We start from the raw sequence: 25,235 nt of genomic DNA on the forward strand, positions 1-25,235 counted from the left end.
GGACCGCGATGCTCTACGACTGGATCAAGGCGCTGCACGTGATCGCCGTCATCTCCTGGATGGCGGGCATGCTCTATCTGCCGCGCCTGATGGTCTATCACTGCGTGGCGGACAAGGGGTCGGTGCAGTCGGAGACCTTCAAGGTCATGGAGCGCCGGCTGCTCAAGGCCATCATCAACCCGGCGATGATCGTCACCTGGCTCGCCGGCCTATGGCTCGCTTATGAGGGCGGCTGGTACATGGCGCCGTGGTTCCACGCCAAGTTCGCGCTGGTGCTCGCCATGTCGGCGATGCACGGCTTCCTGAGCCGCTGGGTGCGCGACTTCGCCAACGACCGCAACACCCGCTCCCAGCGCTTCTTCCGCATCGCCAACGAGGTGCCGACCGTGCTCATGATCGGCATCGTGATCCTGGTGGTGGTCAAACCGTTCTGATGACGCATGCGACGCTAGAGCGCGATCCGGTCAAATTGATTCAATCTGATCGGTGAATCGCCCTGTGAATCAGTGCGGAGAAGGGGTTTCCCGGCCAGCTTCCTCGCGAGCCGATCGGATATCGTGTTTCATCATCGCCTTATGAGGGCTCTTCCCCGATCAAACTCATCCCGATTGAGCGGATCGCCCTTCGGAGGGCTTGCGCCGCGGAATTGAGCCCCCTATCTTCGCCCTGCTTTCCTCAACGCAGGCAAACGCGCGTCCCACAGCTGCGATCCCGTCACGGGTATGATCCCAGAAGGGGGCCGGCTCGCGCGTCAGGTGAAGGCCGAACACCGGCTCTCCCTGAAGACCTGCGATCTCCCGTCCATCCAGACCCACCGGCTGCGATCACACCCTGATCGGGCCGGGAAATCCCAAAGACATATCGAGGCTTTCCCATATGCGGGAAGTGAAACTTCAAGACCTCAAGTCCAAGACTCCGGTCGAGCTTCTGGCCTTCGCCGAAGAGAACGAGGTGGAGAACGCCAGCACCCTGCGCAAGCAGGAGCTGATGTTCGCGATCCTCAAGCAGCTCGCCGCCACCGAGACCGAGATCATCGGCGAGGGCGTGGTGGAGGTGCTCCAGGACGGCTTCGGCTTCCTGCGCTCGCCCGAGGCCAATTATCTGCCCGGTCCGGACGACATCTACGTCTCCCCCTCCCAGATCCGCCGCTTCGGGCTTCGCACCGGCGACACGGTCGAGGGCCAGATCCGCTCTCCCAAGGAGGGCGAACGCTATTTCGCGCTGCTCAAGGTCAACACGATCAATTTCGAGGAGCCGGAAAAGGCGCGTCACAAGATCAATTTCGACAACCTGACGCCGCTCTATCCGGACGAGCGCCTGAAGCTCGAGCACGACGAGCCGACGGGGACGAAGAAGGACTTCTCGCCGCGAATCATCGATATCGTGGCGCCCATCGGCAAGGGTCAGCGCGGCCTCATCGTCGCCCCGCCCCGCACCGGCAAGACGGTGCTGCTGCAGAACATCGCCAAGTCCATCACCGCCAACCATCCGGAATGCTTCCTGATCGTGCTGCTCATCGACGAGCGGCCGGAGGAAGTCACCGACATGCAGCGCTCGGTGAAGGGCGAGGTGGTCTCCTCCACCTTCGACGAGCCGGCCACGCGCCACGTCCAGGTCGCCGAGATGGTGATCGAGAAGGCCAAGCGCCTGGTGGAGCATGGCCGCGACGTTGTGATCCTGCTGGATTCCATCACTCGCCTGGGCCGCGCCTACAACACCGTCGTGCCGTCGTCCGGCAAGGTGCTGACCGGCGGTGTGGACGCCAACGCGCTCCAGCGCCCCAAGCGCTTCTTCGGCGCGGCGCGCAACATCGAGGAAGGCGGCTCCCTGACCATCATCGCGACCGCCCTCATCGAGACCGGCTCGCGCATGGACGAGGTGATCTTCGAGGAGTTCAAGGGCACGGGCAATTCCGAGGTCATCCTCGACCGCAAGGTGTCCGACAAGCGCGTGTTCCCGGCCATCGACATCACCCGCTCCGGCACCCGCAAGGAGGAGCTGCTGGTTCCGGCCGACACGCTCAAGAAGATGTACGTCCTGCGGCGCATCCTCAATCCCATGGGCACGGTGGACGCCATCGAGTTCCTTTTGGACAAGCTGCGCCAGACCAAGACCAACCAGGACTTCTTCGATTCCATGAACACCTGAGGCGGGCCCGCGCCCGCCGCACGGCTTCCGGCCGCCGCGCTGCGGCCGGGAGCCTGCGCCGCCCGGCCCTGGGTCTTGTCAGGTCTTGTCCGCGCCAATGATCGCGCGCACCGCCGCGGCGTCTGCGGCCGTCGCCGGATTGTAGATCACCATCTGCAGGTCGGGGCGAGCGTCCACCGCGAAGGCGGAGAATTCGAAGGCGATCTCGCCCGCCACGGGATGCCGCAGCTGCTTGAGGCCGCCGCCGTGGGTGCGCACGTCGTTGTCGCGCCAGATGGCCGCGAAATCGGCGCTGCGATCCGTCAGCTCCCGGACCAGCGTTTCCACCTGAGCCGAGGCCCCGGCCCGTGCGACGTCGGCACGAAACGCCGCCACCACGAACCGCGCGACGCCGTCCCAGTCCATTTGGGCCGCGCGCACGCGCGGATCGAGAAAGATGAGACGCAGGATGTTGCGCTGCTCCGGCGCCAGGGTTCCGTAGTCGGTGAGCACTGCGCTCGCCGCGCGGTTCCAGGCGACCACGTCCCAGACCGGCGTCTTCACCAGGGCCGGGCTCCATTCGAGGGTGTCGAGGACCCGCTGGAGCCGGGCCGTGATGCCCGCGTCCGCCGCCCGGTACTGCACCTCCGGCGGGCGCCCGAGACCCACCAGGAAGAGGTGCTCGCGTTCCGCGTCCGTCAGCGCGAGCGCCCGCGCGATCCGGTTCAGCACCTCGGCCGAGGGCGCGCCGCCGCGGCCTTGCTCCAGCCAAGTGTACCAGGTGACGCTGATATTCGCCCGCTGGGCCACTTCCTCACGCCGCAGCCCACGCGTCCGCCGCCGGCCGGAAAAGCCGAAGGCGGCGGCGTCGAGCCGCGCCCGGCGCTCCTTCAGGAAGGCGCCCAGGAGGTTTTCGTCAGTCGGAGGGTCAGACATCCTGTCAGTCATTATACCCTGATATAATCACGGCTTTAACAGGATAGCATTCCGCGCGAGAAGCGTCCCCATCGTCATCGGGAGCGTTTGTCATGCGTGTATTCGTGACCGGGGCCACCGGCTTTGTCGGCTCCGCCGTGGTTGAGAGCCTGCTGGAGGCCGGCCACCAGGTCGTCGGCCTCGTGCGATCGGAAGCCGGCGCAGATGCCCTGGCCGCCCGCGGCGCCGGCGTGCTGCGCGGCGACCTGGAAGACCACGACAGCCTGCGCCGTGGCGCGGATGGCGCCGACGCGGTGATCCATGCGGCGTTCATCCATGATTTCTCCGCCTTTGCGCGGAGCTGCGAGATCGATCGGCGTGCCATCGGCGCCATCGGCGCCGCGCTGCAGGGCACCGCGCGCCCGCTGCTGGTCACCTCCGGACTCGCGCTCGTCGCGCCCGGCCGCCCGGCCACCGAGGCCGACATGCCGCCGGCCGCCACCGCCGGCTACCCCCGCGCGTCGGAAGCCGCAGTGCTGGAGCTCGCGGCCGGGGGCGTGAACGCCGGGGTGGTGCGCCTGCCGGCGAGCGTCCATGGCGCCGGGGATCACGGCTTCGTGCCCTTCCTGATCGGCCTGGCACGCGAGAAGGGGGTGTCGGCCTATGTGGGCGACGGACAAAACCGCTGGCCCGCCGTGCACCGCCGGGATGCGGCGCAGCTCTATCGCCTCGGGATCGAAAACGCCGAGGCCGGCGCCACCTATCATGCCATCGCCGAGGACGGCATCCGGTTCCGGGACATTGCCGATGCGATCGGGCGCCGGCTCGGCGTTCCGGTCCGCGGGGTGACGCCGGAGGCTGCGCCCGCCCACTTTTCCTGGATGGCGCACTTCGCCGCCATGGATATGCCGGCGTCGAGCGCGCGCACGCGGGCGGCGCTCGGCTGGACGCCGCGGGAAATCGGTCTGTTCGCCGACATGGCGCATGCCGGCTATTTCCCGGCCTGAGCGCGCCACGGGCCCGGGCGAGGCAGAACGAACGGCCAACCGCGCCGGCGCAGCGATTCGCGCCGCTTTCGTTCCGGCCCCGTTTCGCCGCACGCCGAGGCGCGGCTCACTCACAGCGCCGGGGGCGTGTCAATCTGGGTCATCCCCGGAGGCGGCCTTTCCGTTTGGGTGCAGACCACCTATCTTTCGGGTAACGCGCGGGCGACGCCCGCGCCCCGTTTCGAGGACGCCCAGATGTTCATCCAGACCGAAGCGACGCCGAACCCGGCGACCCTGAAGTTCCTGCCCGGCCGCTCCGTGCTCGGCCAGGGCACGCTGGAGGTCCGCACGCCCGACGATGCGGGCCGCTCGCCGCTCGCCCAGCGCCTGTTCGAGGTGGACGGCGTCTCCGGCGTGTTCCTCGGCTCGGACTTCGTCACCGTCACCAAGGCCAAGGGCGAATGGCCGCAGATGAAGCCGGCCATCCTCGGCGCCATCATGGAGCACTTCCTCTCCGGCGCCCCCGTGGTGGCGGACGGCGTCGCCGCGACCCACGAGGACGACGACGAGTTCTTCGCCGCGGACGACGCCGAGATCGTCTCCACCATCAAGGAACTGCTGGAGACGCGGGTGCGCCCGGCGGTGGCCAATGACGGCGGCGACATCACCTTCCGCGGCTTCAAGGAGGGCGTCGTGTTCCTCAATATGAAGGGCTCGTGCTCCGGCTGCCCGTCCTCCACGGCGACGCTGAAGAACGGCATCGAGAACCTCTTGCGGCACTTCGTGCCCGAGGTGCAGGAGGTGCGCCCGGTCTGAGCGGTTCGCCGCCTGCGCGCACCGGCGCCCGCCCGCCCGCATTAACCTTGAGAAAGGGTAAGCACCGCCCAACCCCTTCCGCCGGCGCCGTTTCCGGTCAATCGTGAGGGGTGATGAAGGGCGTCCGTTAATGCTTGTGCTTGCCATAGATACCGCGCTCGCCGCCTGTTCGGTGGCCGTGCTCGACGCCGACGCCGACACGGTGGTGGCCGGCGACAGCGTGCTCATGGAGCGCGGCCATGCGGAGGCGCTGATCCCCATGGTGGAGCGCGTCATGGCTGCCGCCGGGCTCGACTTCGAGCAGATCGACCGGTTCGCCGTCACCGTCGGGCCGGGCAGCTTCACCGGGCTCCGGGTCGGCATCTCGGCCGCGCGCGGCTTCGGGCTTGCCTGCGACCGCCCGGTGGCGGGCATCACCACGCTCGCGGCGCTCGCCGCCCCTTTCCTCGCCACCGACGACACCTTGCCCGTGGTCGCCGCCATCGATGCGCGCCACGATAACGTCTTCCTCCAGATGTTCGGCGCCAGCGGGCGCACCCTCATCGCTCCGCGCGCCACCACGGTGCGCGACGCGGCGCGGGCGGTGGCGATCGGTCCGGCGCGCCTCGTCGGCTCCGGCGCGTCCCTGATCGCCGACGCCTGGCCCCCCGGCGAACAGCCCCCGGTCTCGGTGGATTTCGCCGCCGCCGCCGACATCGCCTGGGTGGCGCGCCTCGGCGCGGTCGCCGATCCCGCCGTGGCCGAGCCGCGGCCCTTCTATCTGCGCCCGCCCGACGCCAAGCCGCAGGACAAGGCGCGCATCGCCCGCCGATGAGGAGCCTGATCCAACTTCTGTTCCCGCCGCGCCCGCCGGCGGTGCGGGACGCGGGCGCCGCCGATGCCGGCCTGATGGCGCAGATCCATGCCCGCGCCTTCCGCCACGGCTGGGACGCCGAGGAATTCGAGCGCCTGATCGCCGAGCGCGCTGTGCGCGCCCACGTGGTGAGCGAGGGGCCGCGCGGCGCGCCCATGGGCTTCGTCGTCTCCCATGTGGTGGCGCCGGAAGCGGAAATCCTCTCGGTGGCCGTGCGCACCGATCGGCGCGGACGCGGCCTCGGCCGGGCGCTGCTGCGCCATCACCTCGCGCGGCTCGCGGCGGAGGGCGTCACCGTTTCGTTCCTGGAGGTGGAGGAGGGCAATTCCAGCGCGCTCGCGCTCTACCGCCGCCTCGGCTATGTCGAGGCGGGCCGGCGCAAGGGCTATTATGCCGGCGGCGCGGCCGACGCCTTGCTGCTGCGGCTGGATTTCTGACGCCGGCCGGGCCGCCCCCCGCGGCCCCGCGCCCCTTGCGGCGGGCCGGTGGGAAAGCGATAAGGCGGTCTGTCGCCGGCATGCGGAGGTGCCGCCCTTGAATGACAAAATCAGCGTGATCGAGGAGGCCTGCCTCGCCAAGGGCATGCGCATGACCGAGCAGCGCCGGGTCATCGCCCGCGTGCTGTCGGGCGCGGCCGACCATCCCGATGTGGAGGAGCTGTACCGGCGCGCCGCTGCCATCGACGACAAGATCTCCATCTCCACCGTCTACCGCACCGTGAAGATGCTGGAGGACGCCGGCATCATCGAGCGGCACGATTTTGGCGACGGCCGCGCCCGCTACGAGCAGATGCCGGACGAGCACCACGACCACCTGATCGACCTGCGCACCGGCCGCGTCATCGAGTTCCGCTCGGAGGAGATCGAGCGCCTGCAGGAGGAGATGGCGCGCCGGCTCGGCTTCAAGCTCGTTGGCCACCGGCTCGAACTCTATGCCGTGCCCCTGGACGAGGAGTGAGCGGCGCGCCGCCTCGCGATGACGCACCCCGGCCTGTGCCCCCCGATGGACCTGCGATGGTCGCGCCCGTGACCCCGGCCGCCGCCGATCCGCCGCCGCGCGGCATCGCGGCGTCCGCCATTTCCCCGCTCGGGCCGGACTGCCCGGCGCTCGCGCGCTGGCTCACGCGGCTGCGCCTGTGGGCGGTGCTCGCGGTGGTGCTGGCGGCGACCGCCGTGGGCCTGCCGGTCCAGTGGCTCGCCCTCAAGCTCGGTCTGCCGCTGCGGCGGTGGATTCCCGTTCTCTATCACCGCCTGCTGCTGCGTCTGCTCGGCGTCAGGGTGCACCTGAAGGGCGCGCCGGCGGCGGACCGGCCGCTGCTGCTGCTCTCAAACCATGCGTCCTGGCTCGACATCCCCGTCATCGGTTCGCTGACGCCGCTGTTCTTCGTGGCGAAGAGCGAGGTGGCGGCCTGGCCGCTGGTGGGACTTCTGGCCAAGTTCCAGCGCACCGTGTTCGTCGACCGCCAGCGCCGCCAGGCGACGGGCAGCGTCAACCGCGAGATCGCCGAGCGCCTGCATGCGGGCGATCCGGTGGTGCTGTTCGCCGAGGGCACCTCGTCCGACGGCAATCGCGTGCTGCCGTTCCGCACCGCTCTGGTGGGCGCGGTGCGCGAGGCAGTGGCCTCCGCCGAGGCCGTGACCGTCCAGCCGATGGCGATCGCCTATGTGCGGCTCCAGGGCCTGCCCATGGGGCGCCAGCACCGGCCGGCGGCTGCCTGGTTCGGCGACATGGAGCTGGCGGCCCATCTTCTCGACGTGCTGCGCCACGGCGCCATCGACGTGGAGGTGAGCTTCGGCGCGCCGCTGGTGCTCGACGCCGCCCACGACCGCAAGCAGGTCACGCGCGACACCGAGCGCGCCGTGCGCACGCTCGCCGCGGCGAGTCTGGCGGGGCGATAGTCTCCAGCGCTCCCACCTGGGGCTGATCCCTGGACGAAGGGCGCCGGCGCGGCCTCACCCGCCCGCCAGAAACGCGCCCACCGCCGCCAGCACCGCGTCCGGCGCCTCCTCGCAGACGAAATGGCCGCACGGAACTGCGGCGCCGGTGATGTCCGGCGCCAGCGCCTTCCACGCCTCCAGCGGGCTCGCGCCGCGGCTCGGGATGCCGACTTCGCCCCACACCGCGAAGGTGGGGCACAGCAGCGTGCGCCCGGCGGCGAGGTCCGCCTCGTCGTGGGCAAGGTCGATGGTGGCGCCGGCCCGGTAGTCCTCGCACATGGCGCGCAGGTGATCCGGCGCATTGATGGCGGCGCGGTAGTGGGCGAGCGCGCGCGGGTCGAATGCGGAGAGGTCCTTCTTCGCGGTCCAGCTCGCCAGCGTCCAGTCCAGGAACCAGGCCGCCTTCGGGCCGATCAGCGTCTCCGGCAAAGGATGCGGCTGGGCGAGGAAGGACCAGTGGTAGACCTGGAGCGCCCGCGCCCGGTCCATGCGGTGCCACATGACATAGGTCGGCACGATGTCGAGCAGCGCGAGGCGGTCGATGCGGCCGGGATGGTCGAGCCCCATGCGGTAGCCCACCCGTGCGCCGCGGTCGTGGCCCATGAGGGCGAAATGGGCGAAGCCCAGATCCTCCATCACCTTCACCAGCGCCGCGGCGGTGGCGCGCTTGGAATAGGGCGCATGGTCGGCGCGCGGGGCGGGCGCCGCGCTCCAGCCGTAGCCGGGCAGGTCCGGGATCACCAAGGTGTGGGTCTTCGCCAGCGCGGGCGCCACCTTGTGCCACATGGCGGAGCTCTGCGGGAAGCCGTGGAGCAGCAGCAGCGGCGGGCCCTCGCCGCCCTGGCGCACGAAGATGCGGCCGGCCTCGGTGTCGATATTGTGCGCGGCGAAGCCTGGGAAAAGGTCGGCAAGGTCGGTCGTCACGGCGTCCTCCGGGGCAGGGCCACTATTCATAAGCCGGGCGGAGAGGGTTCATGATGAAAATCGATTTGTGAAGGCACGCGCGCGGCGCTACGTCGCTCACCAGCCCGGCATGCGGGAAGAGGACGCATCGTGACGCAGATTCTCTCGATCCAGTCCCACGTCGCCTACGGGCACGTAGGCAACGCCTCCGCCGTGTTCCCGCTGCAGCGGCTCGGGGTCGAGGTCTGGGCCATCAACACGGTGGAGTTCTCCAACCACACCGGCTACGGCGCCTGGCGCGGCCAGGTGTTCGACGCTGCGCTGGTGTCGGACCTCGTCGCCGGCATCGCCGAGCGCGGCGTGCTCGGCCGCTGCGACGGCGTGCTGTCCGGCTATATGGGCGCGGCCGACATCGGCGCCGCCATCCTCGACGCGGTCGGGCAGGTGAAGGCCGCCAACCCCAAGGCGCTCTATTGCTGCGATCCGGTGATCGGCGACGTGGGCCGCGGCATCTTCGTGCGCCCCGGCATCCCCGAATTTATGCGGGAACGGGCGGTGCCTGCCGCCGACATCATCACCCCCAACCATTTCGAGCTGGAACTGCTCGCCGGCCGCACCGTGACGCGCCTCGACGAGGCGGTCGCGGCCTGCGACGCGCTGCACGCGGTCGGACCGAAGGTGATCCTCGTCACCAGCCTGCACACGCAGGAGACGCCGGACGGCTTCATCGACCTGATCGCCTCGGGGCCGGACGGCCGCTTCCTGGTGCGCACGCCGCGCCTCGACGTGAGCCTCAACGGCGCGGGCGACGCCATCGCCGCCATGTTCTTCGTCCACTGGCTGAGCACGAACAGCAGCGCCACCGCGCTCGCGCGCGCCGCGTCCTCCATTTTCGGGCTGCTGGAGCGGACCGAAAAAGCACAGTCGCGGGAATTGCTTCTGGTGGAGGCGCAGGACGAGTTCGTCGCCCCCTCGCGCCTCTTCACGGCTTCGGCGATTTAAGGCAAATTTGTGGCGCCGCGTCGTTCGGCGCGGTTCGTCCATCCTGTGCGCGGGGGCGCGGGGAGAGGAAGCTCGTTGCGCGGGGTCAGGCATGACCGCCCGCCGCCTGGGGACATGGGATGCCGCGCCGCTACGTGACGCTCGACGTCTTCACCACCCGTCCGTTCGGGGGCAATCCGCTGGCCGTGGTGCTCGACGCCCAGGGCATGGACGAGGCGGCGATGCAGCAGGTCGCCCGCGAGTTCAACGTCTCCGAGACGGTGTTCGTGCTGCCGCCGAAGAACCCCGCCAACAAGGCCCGCATCCGCATCTTCACGGTGGCGCACGAGATGCCGTTCGCCGGCCACCCCACGGTGGGGGCGGCGGTTCTGCTGGCGCTGGAAGGAAAGATGGAGAAGGGCAGCTTCACCATCGAGGAGCAGATCGGCACCATCAAGTGCGAGGTGGCGACCCAGGGTCCGGGCTCGCGCAAGGGCTCGGCGGTGTTCACTGCGCCGCGCAAGGGCGAGCTGGAGGAGGTCAACCTCTCCCGCGCCGCCTGCGCCGACGCGCTGAGCCTGGAGCCGAGCGACATCGGCTTCGACGCCCACCGCCCGGTGGTGGCCTCCGCCGGCGTGCCGTTCCTGTTCGTGCCGCTCTCGAACCTCACCGCGCTCGCCCGCGCCCGCCCGGATGAGGCAGCCTTCATCGCCGCGCTCGGCGCGTTCGGCGAGGCGCTCTACCTCTACACGCCCGACGAGGAAGGCGACGCCGATTTCCGCGCCCGCATGTTCTCCCCCGGCCTCGGCACCGAGGAGGACCCGGCGACCGGCGCTGCCGCCGCCGCCTTCCCCACCGTGCTGATGGACGCGGAGAACCGCGTCGACGGCCACCACAAGGTGCGCATCGACCAGGGCTTCGAGATGGGCCGCCCGAGCCGGCTCGACCTCGGCTTCACGGTGAAGGACGGGCAATTGGTGGAGGCGACCATCGGCGGCGGGGCGGTGGTGATCGCCGAGGGCGTGCTGCACGTGTGAGCCCGTCCGTGCGGGTGCCGCGCGGCCGATTTCACAGCTCCGGCAAGTCGTTCCCGAGCGGTATGTCACGCAAAATTCACGCCCGCGCCCTTGGCGCGCGGGCGGCGCGGCCTATCTTCTCCCCATCCCCAAGGCCGCGCTTCGGCCTTCCCCCTTTGCGAGAGCTTGCCCTCATGAGCGCCACGCACCCTTCCTTGTTCGACAGCTTCCGCCTCGGCGACGCCACCCTTGCCAACCGGGTCGTCATGGCCCCGCTCACCCGCAACCGCGCGGCGGCCGGCGCCGTGCCGGGGCCGTTCGCGCAGGAATACTACGCCCAGCGGGCGAGCGCCGGCCTCATCGTCACCGAGGGCTCGCCCATCTCCCAGGTGGGCCAGGGCTATCAGGACACGCCCGGCATCTACTCCGACGCCCAGGTGGAGGGCTGGAAGAAGATCACCGAGGCGGTGCACGCCAAGGGCGGCCACATCTACATCCAGATCTGGCACGTGGGCCGCGTCTCCCACGTCTCGCTCCAGCCGGGCGGCGCCGCGCCGGTCGCGCCCTCGGCCATCCGCGCCGCGGCCAAGACCTTCGTGAACAACGGCTTCTTCGAGACCTCCGAGCCGCGCGCGCTCGCGACCGACGAGGTCAAGCAGGTGGTCGACGAATATCGCCGCGCCGCGGCGAACGCGGTGCGCGCCGGCTTCGACGGCGTCGAGCTGCACGGCGCCAACGGCTATCTCATCGACCAGTTCTTGAAGGACGGCACCAACCAGCGCACCGACCAGTATGGCGGCTCGATCGAGAACCGCGCCCGCTTCCTGATGGAGGTGGTGGATGCCGTCTCGGCCGAGATCGGCGCCAAGCGGACCGGCCTGCGCCTGTCGCCCATCTCGCCGGCCAACGGCATTTCCGAGAGCAGCCCGCAGCCGCTCTTCAACCATGTGATGGACGAGCTGGAAAAGCGCCACCCGGTCTATGTCCACGTGGTGGAGGGCGCCACCGGCGGCCCGCGCGACATCGACCCGAACTTCTCGTTCGAGGAGCTGCGCAAGCGCTATTCCGGCGCCTGGATGGTCAATAACGGCTATGACGGCGCCATGGCGCAGAGCGTGGTGGCCGAGGGCAAGGCGGACCTCGTCGCGTTCGGCAAGCCGTTCATCTCCAACCCCGATCTGGTGGAGCGCCTGAAGCGCGGCGCGCCGCTCAACGAGCCGGTGCGCGAGACCTTCTATGGCGGCGGTGCCGAGGGTTATGTGGACTATCCCACGCTCGAGGGCGCGGCGGCCTGATGGCCGCCGGCTGGGGCGCGGACCAGAGCACCGGGCGGCGCATCGCGCCGGTCGCGGCGCTCGATTTCGTGCTCGAACCCGGCGGCTGGCCCGAGGCCGAGCCGCACCGGGCGGAGATCGCGGCGCACTTCGCCGCGCGCGCGGCCGAAAACCCTGCGCTTTGGAACGGCGCGCTGCTGCTGCTGCGCGCCGGTTCGCTCACCGAAGGGGACATGGTGCGCGGAGCCTTCCGCCAGACCGACTTCGCGAGCTTCCTGTGGTGGCGCGAGGCCATGGGCTGGCGCGACCTCGGCATGGTGAACGCCTTCGCGCTGGCGGCGATCGAGGGCGCGGACGGGGCGTTCGTGCTCGGCGTCATGGGCGCGCACACCTCGGTGCCGGGCAGCGCCTATTTTCCCGGCGGCACGCCGGACCCCGACGACGTGGTGGACGGCAGCCGGGTGGACCTGGCCGCCTCCGCCTTGCGCGAGCTTCAGGAGGAGACCGGCCTCACGGCCCGGGACGTGGCCCATGACGGCGGCTTCGTCGCGGTGCATGACGGCCCGCGCATCGCCTTCCTGCGCCGCCTGGTGTTCGCCGAGGGCGGGGAGGCGCTCGCCGCGCGCATCCGCGCCTTCCTCGCCTCCGAGCGCGAGCCGGAACTGGCGGACGTGATGGTGGTGCGCGACGCGCGAGACATTACGCCGCGTGTCGCGCCGTTCGCAGAGGCCTATATGCGCGCACGCTGGGCGGCGGACGGGCGCTGACGGCGAACACGCCTGGAGGGATGTCGATGATCCGCAACTGGTTGAAGGGCGCCTGCCCCATGGCGCTCGCGCTCGTCCTCGCGGCGCCCGGCGCGGCGCGCGCCGAGGGCTGGGCCGAGTATCGCCAGCCCGACCTCTCCGGCGCCATCTACGCCGCCGCCAACGGCGACCTCATGGTGCTCGTCGGCTGCAAGGAGGGTGGCCGGCCGGCGCTACAGGTGACGCTGCCGGAGGGCAGCAAGGCCCGCGCCGGGCGCCAGGGCAGCGTGTCGCTCGCCGTGGACGGGCGCAGCTTCGGCTTTTCCGGCGAGGTGATGGCTCTCGACGACGGCGCCGGCAAGGTCATCATCGCCACCATCAAGGCGAGCGACCCGCTGCTGAAGGCGCTCGGCGCCGGCACCGAGCTGAAAGTCGCCCAGGGCGGCGCCTCCTACGTGCTGCCGCTCGCCGGCGCCGGCCCCGCAGTAGCGAGTTTCCAGGCGGCCTGCGGGCCGAAGCCGCGCGGCGCAGCGGCCGAAGCCGCCGCCGCCCCGGCCCAGACCCCGCCGCCGCCCGACGACGAGGCGAAGCCCGCGCCCGCCGCCCCGGCGGATCGCGCCGAGCGCGCCAAGCCCCAGCCTTTGCCGTCCAACGCGGAGCTGGCGGATGCCATCTTCGTCGACAAGCAGGAGGGCCGCCGCGTCGCCGGCAAGCTCAAGGTGAGCGCGGTCGACCTCAACGGCGACGGCGCCAACGAGGCCATCGTCACCGTCACCGATCCCGGCTGGTGCGGCGAGAACGGCTGCACCATCCTGGTGGTGGACTTCACGGGCGGCCAGGTGCGCACCATCGGCGAGTTCATCGGCCAGAGCCTCACCCCCGGCAAGGGCCGCACCGGCGAATGGCGCGACCTGGTGCTGCGCGGCCCCACCGGCCAGGAGGTGCAGAACTACGTGGATGGCCGCTACCGCTGAGCGCGGGGCGGCAGGACCACCGGGCAAGGGCGTGGCTTGTCAAGCGCGTCCCGCGCCACCTAACATGTCCGGCTTTACCGGGGGTGCGGCAAAGACAGGCGGTTCTTCAGGATGTCCGACGCGTTGCGCATAGCCCATGGGGCATTCGGCCGGGTGGCCCTGCTCGACATGGACCGTTCGCTGGTGCGCCATGCCCACCCCCATTGCCACGTTCTCATCAAGGTGGGCGGCGACGACACGCAGTTCCTGGTGGGCGAGCGCGTCGCCCCGCTCACGGACGAGTGCGCGGTGCTGGTGAACGCCTGGGAGCCGCACGCTTATGTGCACGATCCGCGGCGCGAGAACGCGTTGATCCTCGCGCTCTATATCGAGCCGGACTGGCTGGTCTCGTTCCGCTCCAACTGGGGCGCGAGCGGAACCCTCGGCTTCTTCGACAAATCCGCCGGCGCCATCACCTCGCGCATCCGCGGCACGGCGCTGGACCTTGCGAGCGAGATGGTGCTCGACCCCGCCTCCGGCAGCCGGCAGGAGCGCCTGCTCTCCGATCTCATGATCGCGGTGATCGAGCGCTTCACGCCCTGGCGCACGGTGGGCTCCTCGCTGCGCGAGCTGGCGCGCTCCAGCGCCGTCGACTGGCGCGTGCGCAAGACCATCTCGCTGATGCGGCAGGACCCGACGGCGCCGCTCAGCATCGAGCGCCTGTGCCGCGAGGCCGGCATGTCGCGCTCGCACTTCTTCCGCGTGTTCGAGGACTCCACCGGGGTGACGCCCCACGTCTTCCTCAACGTGCTGAAGGTGGAGATGGCGGTGGGGGCGGTGATCGATTCCGAGGAATCCTTCACCACCATCGGCGACCGGCTGGGCTTCAGCGCGCCGACCCACTTCACGCGCTTCTTCCGCGATCACTGCTCGGTCTCGCCGCGCGAATTCCGGACGGTTGCGCGCCTCGGTCGGTGATCGCCGCGCTTTATGGGACTATTTGGTCAAAGATGGGACCGCGGGCTCTAGTCCCTCGCGGCCGCTCCTGATTGTTTGCCTTCCAAGGCGCCGCACGAGCGCCAGGGGAGGGTTGACGATTGCGCGCTGAGAGCGTCGCCTATACGGGCCAGTCATTGCCGAGGGTCGAGGACGCGGCGCTCCTGTCGGGGCGCGGGCGCTTCATCGACGATCTCGGGGTGCGCCCAGGCACGCTGGAGGCGGCGATCCTGCGCTCGCCGCACGCGCACGCGGACATTCTCTCCATCGACACCTCCGCCGCCCTGGCGCTGCCCGGCGTGGTGGCGGTGGTCACCGGGCGCGACCTCGCGGCCCTCACTCTGCCCATGGTGGCGGGGCTGAAGGTGAACGTCGAGAACTGGCCCATGGCGGTCGAGCGGGTGCGCTATGTGGGCGAGCCCGTCGCCATCGTTGTGGCGCAGACGCGCTACCTCGCGGAAGACGCGCTCGACGCCATCGCGGTGGACTACGCGCCGAAGCCGGCGCTGCTCGATCCCGTGGCGAGCATCGAACCCGGCGCGGCGCTGCTGCACGACACGTCCGGCGGCAATCTGGTCAGCGACCGGCGCTTCTCCTACGGCGACCCGGAAGGCGCGTTCGCCGCGGCAGAGCGGGTGTTCGAGATCACCGTGCGCTACCCGCGCAACACCGGCGCGCCCATGGAGACGTTCGGCATCGTCGCCGACTACGACCCGCACGAGGGCGTCTACGACATCCTCGCCAACTTCCAGGGCCCGTTCTCCATCCACACGGTGCTGGCGCGCACCCTCAAGGTTCCGGGCAACCGGCTGCGCATGCGCATGCCGCCGGATTCCGGCGGCAGCTTCGGCGTCAAGCAGGGCGTCGCGCCCTATGCGGCGCTGATCGCCGTGGCGGCGCGCATCGCCGGGCGGCCGGTGAAGTGGATCGAGGACCGGCTGGAGCACCTCGTCGGCGCGGTGGCGGCGACCAACCGCGTCACCACCCTGAGGGCCGCCGTGACCGCCGAGGGCCGCATTACCGCCCTCGACTTCGACCAGATCGAGGATTGCGGCGCCTATCCCCGCGCGCCCGAGCCGGCCACCCTCTACCGCATGCACGGCAACATGACGGGGGCGTACGACATCGCCAACGTCGCGATCCGCAACCGCGTCGCGCTCACCAATAAGGCGCCCACCGGCCTCGTGCGCGGCTTCGGCGGGCCGCAGGTCTATTTCGCGCTGGAGCGCCTCGTCCAGAGCATCGCCGTGGGCCTCGGCCGCGATCCGCTCGACGTGATCCACCGCAACCTGATCCCCGCCGGCGCCTTCCCGTATCGCACCGCCACCGGGGCGCTCTACGATTCCGGAGACTTCCCGGCGGCGGTCGAGACGGCCGCCGGCGCAGGCCGCTACGCCGAATTGGCCGCCCGGCGCGACAAGGCCCGGGCGGAAGGCCGGCGCTACGGCATCGGCCTTGCGGCTGTGGTGGAGCCCTCGGTCTCCAACATGGGCTACATCACCGCGGTGCTCACGCCGCAGGAGCGCGCCAAGGCCGGGCCGAAGAACGGCGCCCAGGCCTCGGCTACCGTCTCCATCGATCCCACCGGCACGGTGAGCGTCACCACCGCCTCCACGCCCCAGGGCCAGGGCCACCGCACGGTGCTGGCGCAGGTGGTGGCCGACGTGTTCGGCCTCGCGCCGTCCGACGTCCGCGTGATCTGCGAGCTGGACACCGGCAAGGACGCCTGGTCCATCGCCTCGGGCAATTATTCGAGCCGCTTCGCCGCCGCGGTGGCGGGCGCCGCGCACATGGCCGCGACCCGCCTCCGGGACCGCCTCGCGCGGGTCGCGGCGGCCCAGTTCCAGGCGCAGGCGGGCGACATCTCCTTCGCCGACGGCAAGATCGTCGCGGTCGGCGGTGCCTCCGCCCCGTTCGCGCGCATCTCCGCGCTCAGCCACTGGTCGCCCGGCGTGCTGCCCGAGGGCGTCGAGCAGACCATCCGCGAGACCGCCTTCTGGACCCCGCCGGAGCTGACCGCGCCGGACGCCGCCGACCTGGTGAATTCCTCGCTCTGCCACGGCTTCATCTTCGACATGTGCGGCGTCGAGGTCGACGAGGTGTCGGGCGCGGTGCGCATCGACCGCTACGTCACCATGCACGACTGCGGGCGGGTGCTGCATCCCGGCATGGTGGAAGGCCAGATCCGCGGCGCCTTTGCCCAGGCGCTGGGGGCGAGCTTCTTCGAGGAGCTGGCCTATGCCGAGGACGGCGCGTTCCTGACCGGCACGTTCGCCGACTATCTCCTGCCCACCGCCACCGAGGTGCCCGACCTCGACATCCTGCACCTGGAGACGCCGTCGCCCTTCACGCCGCTCGGCGCCAAGGGCGTGGGCGAGGGCAATTGCATGTCCACCCCGGTGTGCATCGCCAATGCGGTGGCGGACGCGCTCGGCGTTGCCGACATCACCCTGCCGCTGACGCCGGCACGCGTGGCCGCCCTGGTGGAGCGCCCCGAGCCGGCCCCGCCGGAGGGCGCGGGCGCCACGGCGAAGCCTGCGGGCCGCCCCGGCGACCGCACCTTGCGCGGCGAGGGTTCGGCCTTCGTGCCGGCGCCGCGCGAGCAGGTGTGGGCCACCCTGCTCGATGCCGACGCGCTCGCCTCCATCATCCCCGGCTGCCACGGGGTGAAGAAGCTCTCGCCCACCCATTTCACCGCCGACGTCACGCTGGGCATCGGCCCGGTGAAGGGCCGCTACAAGGCCGACGTGATGCTCTCCGATCTCGACGCGCCCAACGCCGCCACCCTCTCCGGCAACGTCTCCGGCGCGCTCGGCACCGGCGGCGGCGCCGGCCGCGTCACGCTCACGGAGGCGGAGGGCGGCACGCGCGTCGCCTATGTCTACGAGGCGGCGGTGGGCGGAAAGGTGGCGGCCATCGGCGGGCGCCTGCTCGACGGCGCGGCCAAAGCCATCATCGGCCAGTTCTTCGCCGCCTTGGCGCGCCGCGCCGCACCCGACCGGGCCGGCCTTTTCGCCCGGCTCCTCGGGATGCTGACCGGGGGGCACAAATGAAGCCCGCCGCCTTCGACTTCGTGCGCGCCGAGACCCTGGAGGAGGCGCTGGAGACGCTCGCTTCCCATGGCGGCGACGCCCGCGTGATCGCCGGCGGCCAGTCGCTTTTGCCGATGCTGAACATGCGGCTCGCCAAGCCCGCCGTGCTGGTGGACATCATGGGGCTTCCGGCGCTGCGGGCCATCCGCCGCGAGGGCGACGCCATCGTCGTGCCGGCGGGCGTGCGGCAGGCGGAACTGCTCGCCTCGGCCGAGATCGCCGCGCAGCCGCTGCTGGCGGCGGCCCTGCCGTTCCTCGGCCACTACCAGACGCGCAGCCGCGGCACGGTGTGCGGCTCCGCCGCCCATGCGGACCCGAGCGCGGAAATCCCCCTGTGCCTCGTGGCGCTCGGCGGCGAGGTGCGCCTCAGGACCCGCCGCAAGGCGCGGCGCGTGAAGGCGGCGGACTTCTTCACCGGCATGATGACCACCGCGAAGGCCGACGACGAGATGATCGAGGCGGTCGCCTTCCCCGTGGCCCAGCCGGGCAGCGCCTATGCGTTCAAGGAATATTCCCGCCGGCATGGCGACTTCGCCATCGTCGGCTGCGCCGCGCGCGTCGCTTCGGATGCCATCGACCTCGCGGTGTGCGGCGTCGCCGACACGCCCGAGCGGCGGAGCTTCCCGCGCCTTGCGGGCAGCGCGCTCGACGACGCGCTCAACGCCTTTGCCTGGGCGCTCGACGCCCGCGACGATCTGCACGCCAGCGCGCGCCTGCGGCGCGATCTGGTGCGCGCCATGGGCCGCGCCGTGATCGAGGAGGCCGAACGATGCCTCGCCTGAGCGCGACTGCGCTGCACGACGTGCGTTTCACGCTCAACGGCCGGCCGGCCCGCGTCGCCGCCGAGCCGCGTCTGCTCGCCACCGACGCCTTGCGCCACGGTTTGGGGCTCACCGGCACCCATGTGGGTTGCGAGCATGGCGTGTGCGGCGCCTGCACCATCCTGATCGACGGCGTGCCCGCCCGCGCCTGCCTCACGCTCGCCGTGCAGTTCGAAGGCCGCGACGTGCGCACCGTGGAGGGCCTCGCGCCGTCGCCCGACCGGCTGTCGGTGCTGCAGGAGGCGTTCCGCCGCCACCACGCCTTGCACTGCGGCTTCTGCACCGCCGGCATCCTGATGTCGGTGGACGCGTTCCTGAAGACCACGCCCGACCCGGACGAGCACCTCGTGCGCGAGGTCGTCGGCGGGCACCTGTGCCGGTGCACCGGCTATTCCGCCATCGTCGCCGCGGTGCTCGACGCCGCGGCCATCCTGAGGGGGGATGGAAGCAATGTTTGATCTCGGCACGAGCTTCCTGGCGAGCGTCGAGCGCGACCCCGGCGCGCTGGCGGTGGTGGACGGCGACGTCCGCCTCACCTACGCCCAATGGCTCGAAAAGATCGCCGCCGTCGCCGACGGGCTCGGCGCGCTCGGCCTGAAGCACGGCGACCACCTCGTCACCGTGCTGCAGAACCGCTGGGAAGCGGCGACGCTGCACTGGGCCTGCCAGTTCGCGGGCATCGTCATGACCCCGGTCAACTGGCGCGCCACGCCGGACGAGCTCGATTTCGTGCTGGAGAATTCCGAGGCCAAGGCGCTCGCCTTCGAGCCGGTGGCGCAGGCGTCGGTGGCCGCCTCAGCGGCGGCGCAGCGCCTGCCGCGCATCGGTGTCGGCGTGGCGGCGGACGCCGCCTTCGAGGCGCTTGCGGCGGGACGCGCCACGCCATCGCCGCGCGCCGTCGCCGACGACTGGTCCCTGATGCTCTACACTTCCGGCACCACCGCCAAGCCGAAGGGCGTGCCGCGGCGCCAGCGCGCCGAACGCATGGGCGCGGTGGCGCACGTGGCGCAGAACCTCTACGGCCGGGGCGAGGTCACGCTCGGCGTCATGCCGCTCTACCACACCATGGGGGTGCGCTCGCTGCTCGCCATGTCGCTGATCGGCGGCACCTTCGTCTGCCTGCCGCGGTTCGACGTGGCGCGGGCGCTGGAGCTGATCGAAGCCGAGCGCATCACCAACCTCTATCTGGTGCCGACCCTCTATCACGACCTCGTCCACCACGCGCGCTTCGCCGAAACCGACACGGCGAGCGTGCGCAAGCTGGGCTTCGCCGGCGCGCCGATGACGGACGGGCTCTTGAAGACGCTGACCGAGGCGTTCCATCCCGAGCTGTTCGTGAACCATTACGGCTCCTCGGAGATCTACACCTTCACCATCAACCAGAAGGCGGCGGAAAAGCCCGGCTCGGCCGGCAAGTCCGGCCTCAACCAGCTGATCCGCGTGGCGAAGCTCGGCGCCGCCTCGCCCACCGAGCGCGCCGCGCCGGGCGAGGAGGGCGAGATCATCGCGCTCGCAGCCTCCGACGAGGCCTTCGAGGGCTATTGGCGCCGCCCGGATTCGGATGCGAAATCCCTGCGCGACGGCTGGTACTTCACCGGCGACACCGGCTATTTCGACGCCGACGGCGACCTCTATGTCACCGGGCGCGTGGACGACATGATCATCACCGGCGGCGAGAACGTCTCGCCGGTTGAGATCGAGAGCTGCCTGTCCATGCATCCCGGCGTCGCCGAGGTCGCGGTGGTGGGCCTGCCGGAGCCGCGCTGGGGCAAGATCGTGGTGGCCTTCATCCAGCGCCGCGGCGACGTCACGCCGGAGGAGCTGGACGCCCATTGCCGCACCTCCGGGCTTGCCAACTTCAAGCGCCCGCGGCGCTACGAGTTCGTCGCCGCGATCCCGAAATCCCCCGTCGGCAAGCTGCTGCGCCGCCAGCTGGTGGCCGGCGAGTACGAGCCCGAGCACAGCGGCGAAAGCGCTGCCTGATCCCCCTTCATCGACCACAGGACCCTGACGCATGAACGCCTACGTCCCCGCCCCGCCGCTGCCGACCGATCTCGACGGCTACCGCATCGACATCGACGCCGCCCGCGAGCGCGCCGACATCGTGCTGGCCCGTCCGCCCATGAACACCATCTCCATGCGCCAGCGCGAGCAGCTGCGGCAGACCTTCGAGGCGCTGGACGAGGACGACCGCGTGCGCGTGATCGTGCTGCGCGCCGAGGGCGAGCACTTCTCCTCCGGCGGCTTCATCAAGGGCTTCCTGGAGGCCTCCCCCGAGCACGTCTCCAAGCTCGCCTGGAACATCGCCGCCCCGGCGCGCTGCTCCAAGCCGGTGATCGTGGCGAACCGCGGCTACACGTTCGGCGTCGGCTTCGAGATCTCGCTCGCCTGCGACTTCCGCATCGTCTCCGAGACGTGCCAGTATGCTCTGCCGGAGCAGAAGCTCGGCCAGATCCCCGGATCGGGCGGCTCGGCGCGGCTGCAGAAGATCGTCGGCATCACCCGCACCAAGGACATCGTGATGCGCTCGAAGCGCATTCCTGGCCGCCAGGCGCTGGACTGGGGCATCGCCACCGAGTGCGTGCCGGACGCCGAGCTTGAGGCCGCCACCGACCGCCTGGTGGACGAGCTGCGCGGTTTCTCGCCCATGGCCCAGCGCACGGCGAAGAAGCTGTTGAACGACACCGAGGATTCCACCCTCTCCATCGCCATCGAGCTGGAAGGGCACTGCTACAGCCGCCTGCGCCAGTCGGACGACTTCAAGGAGGGCGTGCTCGCCTTCCACGAGAAGCGCGCGCCGAACTTCAAGGGCAGCTGAGCCGGAACGGAATGGGCGCCGGGCAGGTCGGCCCGGCGTCGGGGAGCGAAGACCACCAAACCGCAACGAAGGGGAAACGTCATGAAGATCAGAGGTTACAAGGTCGTTCTCGCGGCGGCGCTGGCCGCGACCGCGCTGTCGGGACCGGCGTTCGCCGCCGACCCGATCAAGGTCGGCGTGGTAACGCCGAGCACGGGCACGTTCGCGCCCATCGGCCAGCAGGTGCGCTGGGCGCTGGAGCTGGCGGCCAAGGAAATCAACGCCGCCGGCGGCATCATGGGCCGTCCGGTCACGCTCATCGTCGAGGACGAGGAGACCACCCCGGCCGCCGCGGTGCAGAAGGCCGAGAAGCTGTTCCAGGTGGACAATGTGGACTTCCTCACCGGCACGGTGAACTCGGGCGCGACCCTCGCGGTCGGCCAGCTCGCCGAGCGCAACAAGAAGCTCGCCACCACCTCGGTGTCGTTCGCCGATTCCATCACCGCCGACAAGTGCTCGCCCAACGTGTTCCGGGTGAATGCGCGCGCCGGCCAGCAGTCGGCCGCGCTCGCGGCGTGGCTGCTCAAGCAGAAGCCGAAGGCCAAGATCTACTATCTCGGCCCCGACTACGAGATGGGCCGCTCCACCGTCGCCGCCTTCAAGGCCAATGCCGAGAAGCTCGGCGCGCAGTCGGTGGGCGAGGTGTTCGCGCCGAACGACTCGAAGGACTACACCCAGTTCTTCGGCCAGATCCGCGCGGCGCGTCCCGAGGTGATGTACATCTCGGTGGCGGGCAACGACACCGCCCGCCTGCTGACCCAGATGCAGGACTTCGGCCTGCTCAATTCGCTGCAGGTGGTCGGCGCCTCGGGCACCATCACCTCGGCCAACATGGGCGCGCTGGGCGCGGCCGCCAACGGCTTCGCCACCGGTGCCGGCTACTCGCCGCAGATCGACACGCCGGAGAACAAGAAGTTCGTCGCCGACTTCCGCGCCGCCTACAAGGTGGACCCGGACCTCTACGGCGCCGACAGCTACGGCACGCTGTACGCCTACAAGGCGGCGGTGGAGAAGGCGGGCTCGACCGACACCGACAAGGTGCGCGCCGCGCTCGAAGGCCTGACCTGGAACACGCCGCAGGGTCCGAAGACGATCCGCGCCGGCGACCACCAGGCGATGCAGCCCATGTATGTGGTGCGCATCAACAACGGCAAGTTCGACATCATCGACAAGGTCTCGGCCGAGGACGCCATCGGCCCCGACACCTGCACCCGCTTCTGAGCCGGACCGGACCGCCGCGGCCCCCGACCGGGGCCGCGGCGGTTCCATTGCTTCCAGGGGAGACATAAAGGCGATGAACGCCCTCGACTACTTACAGTTCGTGCTGGCGCCGCAGGTGGTGAACGGGCTTGCGCTGGGCGTCGCCGTGGTGCTGGTGGCGCTCGGGCTGACGATCATCTTCGGCCTGCTCGACGTCATCAACATGAGCCACGGCGAGTTCTATGCCGTGGGCGCCTATCTGGCGCTGGCGCTCGGCGCCGCGCACATCGACTTCTGGCTGCTCATCGTGCTGGTTCCAGTGCTGATGCTGCCGCTCGGCATGGTCACGGAGCGCCTGCTCATCAGGCCGGTGTTCAACACCAAGGACCGGCACGTGACGACGCTGCTCGTCACCTTCGGCCTCGCGCTGATCGCCGAGGACGTGCTGAAGCTGATCTTCGGCCCCAACACCCAGCGCCCGCCGACGCCCATCCCCGGCGCCAGCGAGATCTTCGGCATCATCCTGCCCAACTACCGCCTGTTCCTGATCGCCATCGGCGCGGTGATCGTGGCCGGGGTGGCCTTCGTGGTCTACCGCACGCGCCTTGGCGCCATGGTGCGGGCCGCCGCCTACGACCGCAACATGGCCGCCTCGCTCGGCGTGCCGGTGTCGCTGGTCTATTCCGGCACCTTCGCGTTCGGCGTGGCGCTCGCGGGCCTTGCCGGGGTGCTGCTCGCCCCGATCTATTCCATCTTTCCCACCATGGGGCGGGACTTCATCCTGCTCGCCTTCACGGTGGTGATCGTCGGCGGCATGGGCTCCATCTGGGGCGCGGTGGTCGCCGGCCTGCTCCTGACCCAGGTGCAGGCGCTGGCGAGCCTCGTGATCTCGCCGGTCTGGACCGACCCGATCGTGTTCGGGACCATGGTGGCCTTCCTCGTGTTCCGCCCGCAGGGCCTGTTCGGGAGGCTCGGACATGCTTGACCGTCTCACGCTCTCCATGCGGGCGAGCCACGTTCTGGCGGCGCTCCTGGTGGTGGCGGCCCTGGTGCTCGCCGTGGTGGGGTCCGCCATCGGCGACACCTTCTACCTGCGGCTCGCCACCGAGGCGCTGATCTTCGCCGGGCTCGCGCTGTCGGTGGACCTGCTGCTCGGCTATTCCGGCGCGCTTTCGCTCGGCCAGGCGCTCTATTTCGGCATCGGCGCCTACACCTCGGCGCTGGTGCTGATGAAGGTGCCGTCGTTCTGGCTCGCCATGGGCGCGGCGGCGGGGATGACCTTCGTGTGCGCCATCATCGGCGGGCTGATCGCCAACCGGGTGCGCGGGGTCTATTTCGCCCTCATCACCTTCGGTCTCGCCCAGGTGGTCGCCAAGGTGGTCTACAATATCCGCGACCTCGGCGCCTCCGACGGCATGATCGGCATCCCCGTGATCGACATCGGCATCGGCCCGTTCTCGGTTTCGGCGGGCAATCCGGTGGGCTTCTTCCTGGTGGTGCTGGTCATCATCATGGCGCTCTATGCCGCCACCGCCTACCTGCTCGACACGCCGTTCGGCCGGGTGCTGACCGCGCTCAAGGCCAATGAGAAGCGGGTGCCGTTCCTCGGCTACTCGGTGTGGCGCGCGCGCATGGTGTGCTACCTCGCGGCGGCGCTGATCGCCGGCCTGTCGGGCGCGCTCTACCCCATGCTGCGCGGCTTCGTCTCGCCGGAGCTGATGTTCTTCATGACCTCCGGCAACGCGGTGATCTCGGTGATCCTCGGCGGCGTCGGCACGCTGGTGGGCGCGCTCTACGGCAGCGTGTTCCTGGTTATCATCAAGTCGGTAATCGGCAGTTGGACCGACCACTACCTCATTATCATCGGCCTCCTGTTCATGGCCGGCGTGCTGTTCATGCCGAAGGGCCTGATCGGCTTCGTGCGGCCCCACGTGGAGCGGATGATCGCCCCGCGCCACCTGCGCGAGACCAGGGCGCCGGAGCAGGACGCGCCCCTGAAGGCCGAGGAGGTGAAGCCATGAGCCGTCCGGTTCTCGAGGTCAGCGACCTCTCCATCGCCTTCGGCGGCCTGCGCGCCGTGGACCAGGTGACGTTCGCGGCCGAGCGCCACCGCATCACCACGGTGATCGGGCCGAACGGGGCGGGCAAGTCGACCCTGTTCAACATGATCTCCGGCGCGCTGAAGCCGCTCTCCGGAACGGTGCTCATCGACGGCGTCGACATGACTGGCGCCGCCCCCGAGCGCCTGAAGGGCGCGGGCCTCTCGCGCTCGTTCCAGATCACCAACCTGTTCTTCGAGCTGACGGTGGCCGAGAACCTGCGCCTCGCCGCGCAGGTGCTGGAGCCCGCCAAGCGGGCGCTCCTGCCGATCCGCTGCTCCACGCGGGCGCAGGCGAAGACGCAGGCGATGCTGGAGCGCTTCGAGCTCACCCACAAGCGCGACGAACTGGCCGGCAACCTCTCCCACGGCGACCAGCGCCGCCTGGAGATTGCCGTGTGCCTCGCCTCGGAACCCAAGATCCTGCTGCTCGACGAGCCCACCCAGGGCATGAGCCACCAGGACACGGCCGACACGGCGAAGCTGGTGCGCTCCCTGACGCAGGACGTCAGCGTGCTCCTGATCGAGCACGACATCGGCCTCGTCATGGAACTTTCCGACCACGTGGTGGTGATGCACCAGGGCCGCAAGCTCGCCGAGGGTCCCCCCGCGGCGGTGCGCGCGGACCCGCAGGTGCAGGCCGCCTATTTCGGACACGCCTGAC

At 70.3% G+C, this 25,235-nt stretch carries 25 protein-coding genes; 23 read left to right on the top strand and 2 right to left on the bottom strand.

Annotated elements, in window-relative coordinates; all coding sequences use genetic code 11:
- Positions 1-8 precede the first annotated feature (8 nt).
- Together hemJ and rho are read left to right on the top strand one after the other, a co-directional pair.
- Positions 9-434, top strand: coding sequence for a protoporphyrinogen oxidase HemJ (gene hemJ, locus D9R14_RS16880; RefSeq protein WP_121624512.1), 426 nt, complete (start codon positions 9-11; stop codon positions 432-434).
- A 442-nt stretch (positions 435-876) separates the two neighbouring features.
- Complete coding sequence (rho, locus tag D9R14_RS16885) at positions 877-2,148, top strand: transcription termination factor Rho (protein ID WP_121624513.1); 1,272 nt, start codon at positions 877-879, stop codon at positions 2,146-2,148.
- A 78-nt stretch (positions 2,149-2,226) separates the two neighbouring features.
- Here the strand turns inward: rho and D9R14_RS16890 are convergent, their stop codons facing one another.
- Positions 2,227-3,063 carry a helix-turn-helix transcriptional regulator gene (locus tag D9R14_RS16890; RefSeq protein WP_121624514.1) on the bottom strand — a complete coding sequence of 279 codons (837 nt, stop codon included), beginning with the start codon at positions 3,061-3,063 and terminating at the stop codon, positions 2,227-2,229.
- 92 nt (positions 3,064-3,155) lie between these two features.
- Between D9R14_RS16890 and D9R14_RS16895 the strand changes: the two genes are divergently transcribed.
- From D9R14_RS16895 to olsA, 6 genes are all read left to right on the top strand, one after another.
- Positions 3,156-4,049 (top strand): SDR family oxidoreductase, encoded by an 894-nt coding sequence (locus tag D9R14_RS16895; protein ID WP_121624515.1) that lies wholly within the window; start codon positions 3,156-3,158, stop codon positions 4,047-4,049.
- 234 nt (positions 4,050-4,283) lie between these two features.
- Positions 4,284-4,844, top strand: coding sequence for a NifU family protein (locus D9R14_RS16900; protein ID WP_121624516.1), 561 nt, complete (start codon positions 4,284-4,286; stop codon positions 4,842-4,844).
- 130 nt (positions 4,845-4,974) lie between these two features.
- Positions 4,975-5,658 carry a tRNA (adenosine(37)-N6)-threonylcarbamoyltransferase complex dimerization subunit type 1 TsaB gene (tsaB, locus tag D9R14_RS16905; protein WP_121624517.1) on the top strand — a complete coding sequence of 228 codons (684 nt, stop codon included), beginning with the start codon at positions 4,975-4,977 and terminating at the stop codon, positions 5,656-5,658.
- A complete protein-coding gene (gene rimI, locus D9R14_RS16910) occupies positions 5,655-6,134 on the top strand; it encodes a ribosomal protein S18-alanine N-acetyltransferase (RefSeq protein ID WP_121624518.1) in 480 nt (159 codons plus the stop codon). Before tsaB ends, rimI begins: the two co-directional genes overlap by 4 nt.
- 145 nt (positions 6,135-6,279) lie before the next feature.
- Entirely contained in the window at positions 6,280-6,654 is a 375-nt protein-coding gene (locus D9R14_RS16915) for a Fur family transcriptional regulator (protein ID WP_121624555.1), read from the top strand.
- 56 nt (positions 6,655-6,710) lie between these two features.
- Complete coding sequence (gene olsA, locus D9R14_RS16920) at positions 6,711-7,595, top strand: lyso-ornithine lipid O-acyltransferase (protein WP_184759622.1); 885 nt, start codon at positions 6,711-6,713, stop codon at positions 7,593-7,595.
- A gap of 54 nt (positions 7,596-7,649) precedes the next feature.
- Here olsA and D9R14_RS16925 read toward each other — a convergent pair whose 3' ends face one another.
- Positions 7,650-8,558 (bottom strand): alpha/beta fold hydrolase, encoded by a 909-nt coding sequence (locus tag D9R14_RS16925; protein ID WP_245420853.1) that lies wholly within the window; start codon positions 8,556-8,558, stop codon positions 7,650-7,652.
- Between the two features lie 129 nt (positions 8,559-8,687).
- Here D9R14_RS16925 and pdxY point away from each other — a divergent pair, with 129 nt between their 5' ends.
- The 15 genes from pdxY (at position 8,688) to D9R14_RS17000 (ending at position 25,234) form a co-directional block, all read left to right on the top strand.
- Positions 8,688-9,539 carry a pyridoxal kinase PdxY gene (gene pdxY / locus D9R14_RS16930; RefSeq protein ID WP_121624520.1) on the top strand — a complete coding sequence of 284 codons (852 nt, stop codon included), beginning with the start codon at positions 8,688-8,690 and terminating at the stop codon, positions 9,537-9,539.
- Between the two features lie 119 nt (positions 9,540-9,658).
- Entirely contained in the window at positions 9,659-10,555 is an 897-nt protein-coding gene (locus tag D9R14_RS16935) for a PhzF family phenazine biosynthesis protein (protein WP_121624521.1), read from the top strand.
- A 173-nt stretch (positions 10,556-10,728) separates the two neighbouring features.
- Positions 10,729-11,829 (top strand): alkene reductase, encoded by a 1,101-nt coding sequence (locus tag D9R14_RS16940; RefSeq protein WP_121624522.1) that lies wholly within the window; start codon positions 10,729-10,731, stop codon positions 11,827-11,829.
- Positions 11,829-12,575, top strand: coding sequence for an NUDIX hydrolase (locus D9R14_RS16945; protein ID WP_121624523.1), 747 nt, complete (start codon positions 11,829-11,831; stop codon positions 12,573-12,575). The genes D9R14_RS16940 and D9R14_RS16945 overlap by 1 nt, the downstream gene beginning before the upstream one ends.
- A gap of 26 nt (positions 12,576-12,601) precedes the next feature.
- Entirely contained in the window at positions 12,602-13,528 is a 927-nt protein-coding gene (locus tag D9R14_RS16950; RefSeq protein WP_121624524.1) for a hypothetical protein, read from the top strand.
- 111 nt (positions 13,529-13,639) lie between these two features.
- Entirely contained in the window at positions 13,640-14,485 is an 846-nt protein-coding gene (locus tag D9R14_RS16955; RefSeq protein ID WP_121624525.1) for a helix-turn-helix domain-containing protein, read from the top strand.
- 119 nt (positions 14,486-14,604) lie between these two features.
- The gene (locus D9R14_RS16960) at positions 14,605-17,556 is read left to right on the top strand and encodes a xanthine dehydrogenase family protein molybdopterin-binding subunit (RefSeq protein WP_121624526.1); all 2,952 of its coding nucleotides are present in this window, start codon (positions 14,605-14,607) and stop codon (positions 17,554-17,556) included.
- Positions 17,553-18,377 (top strand): FAD binding domain-containing protein, encoded by an 825-nt coding sequence (locus D9R14_RS16965; protein ID WP_121624527.1) that lies wholly within the window; start codon positions 17,553-17,555, stop codon positions 18,375-18,377. Before D9R14_RS16960 ends, D9R14_RS16965 begins: the two co-directional genes overlap by 4 nt.
- Positions 18,365-18,874: a (2Fe-2S)-binding protein gene (locus tag D9R14_RS16970; protein ID WP_121624528.1), complete on the top strand. Its 510-nt coding sequence runs from the start codon at positions 18,365-18,367 to the stop codon at positions 18,872-18,874. The genes D9R14_RS16965 and D9R14_RS16970 overlap by 13 nt, the downstream gene beginning before the upstream one ends.
- Positions 18,867-20,399, top strand: coding sequence for an AMP-binding protein (locus D9R14_RS16975; protein WP_121624529.1), 1,533 nt, complete (start codon positions 18,867-18,869; stop codon positions 20,397-20,399). The genes D9R14_RS16970 and D9R14_RS16975 overlap by 8 nt, the downstream gene beginning before the upstream one ends.
- 31 nt (positions 20,400-20,430) lie before the next feature.
- Entirely contained in the window at positions 20,431-21,234 is an 804-nt protein-coding gene (locus D9R14_RS16980) for an enoyl-CoA hydratase/isomerase family protein (protein ID WP_121624530.1), read from the top strand.
- Positions 21,235-21,315: 81 nt separating this feature from the next.
- Entirely contained in the window at positions 21,316-22,494 is a 1,179-nt protein-coding gene (locus D9R14_RS16985) for an ABC transporter substrate-binding protein (RefSeq protein ID WP_121624531.1), read from the top strand.
- 73 nt (positions 22,495-22,567) lie between these two features.
- Positions 22,568-23,458: a branched-chain amino acid ABC transporter permease gene (locus D9R14_RS16990; RefSeq protein ID WP_121624532.1), complete on the top strand. Its 891-nt coding sequence runs from the start codon at positions 22,568-22,570 to the stop codon at positions 23,456-23,458.
- Positions 23,451-24,494: a branched-chain amino acid ABC transporter permease gene (locus tag D9R14_RS16995; protein WP_121624533.1), complete on the top strand. Its 1,044-nt coding sequence runs from the start codon at positions 23,451-23,453 to the stop codon at positions 24,492-24,494. Before D9R14_RS16990 ends, D9R14_RS16995 begins: the two co-directional genes overlap by 8 nt.
- Positions 24,491-25,234, top strand: coding sequence for an ABC transporter ATP-binding protein (locus D9R14_RS17000; protein WP_121624534.1), 744 nt, complete (start codon positions 24,491-24,493; stop codon positions 25,232-25,234). The genes D9R14_RS16995 and D9R14_RS17000 overlap by 4 nt, the downstream gene beginning before the upstream one ends.
- Position 25,235 lies beyond the last annotated feature (1 nt).

It is taken from the genome of Xanthobacter tagetidis (assembly GCF_003667445.1).
Lineage (GTDB): Bacteria > Pseudomonadota > Alphaproteobacteria > Rhizobiales > Xanthobacteraceae > Xanthobacter > Xanthobacter tagetidis.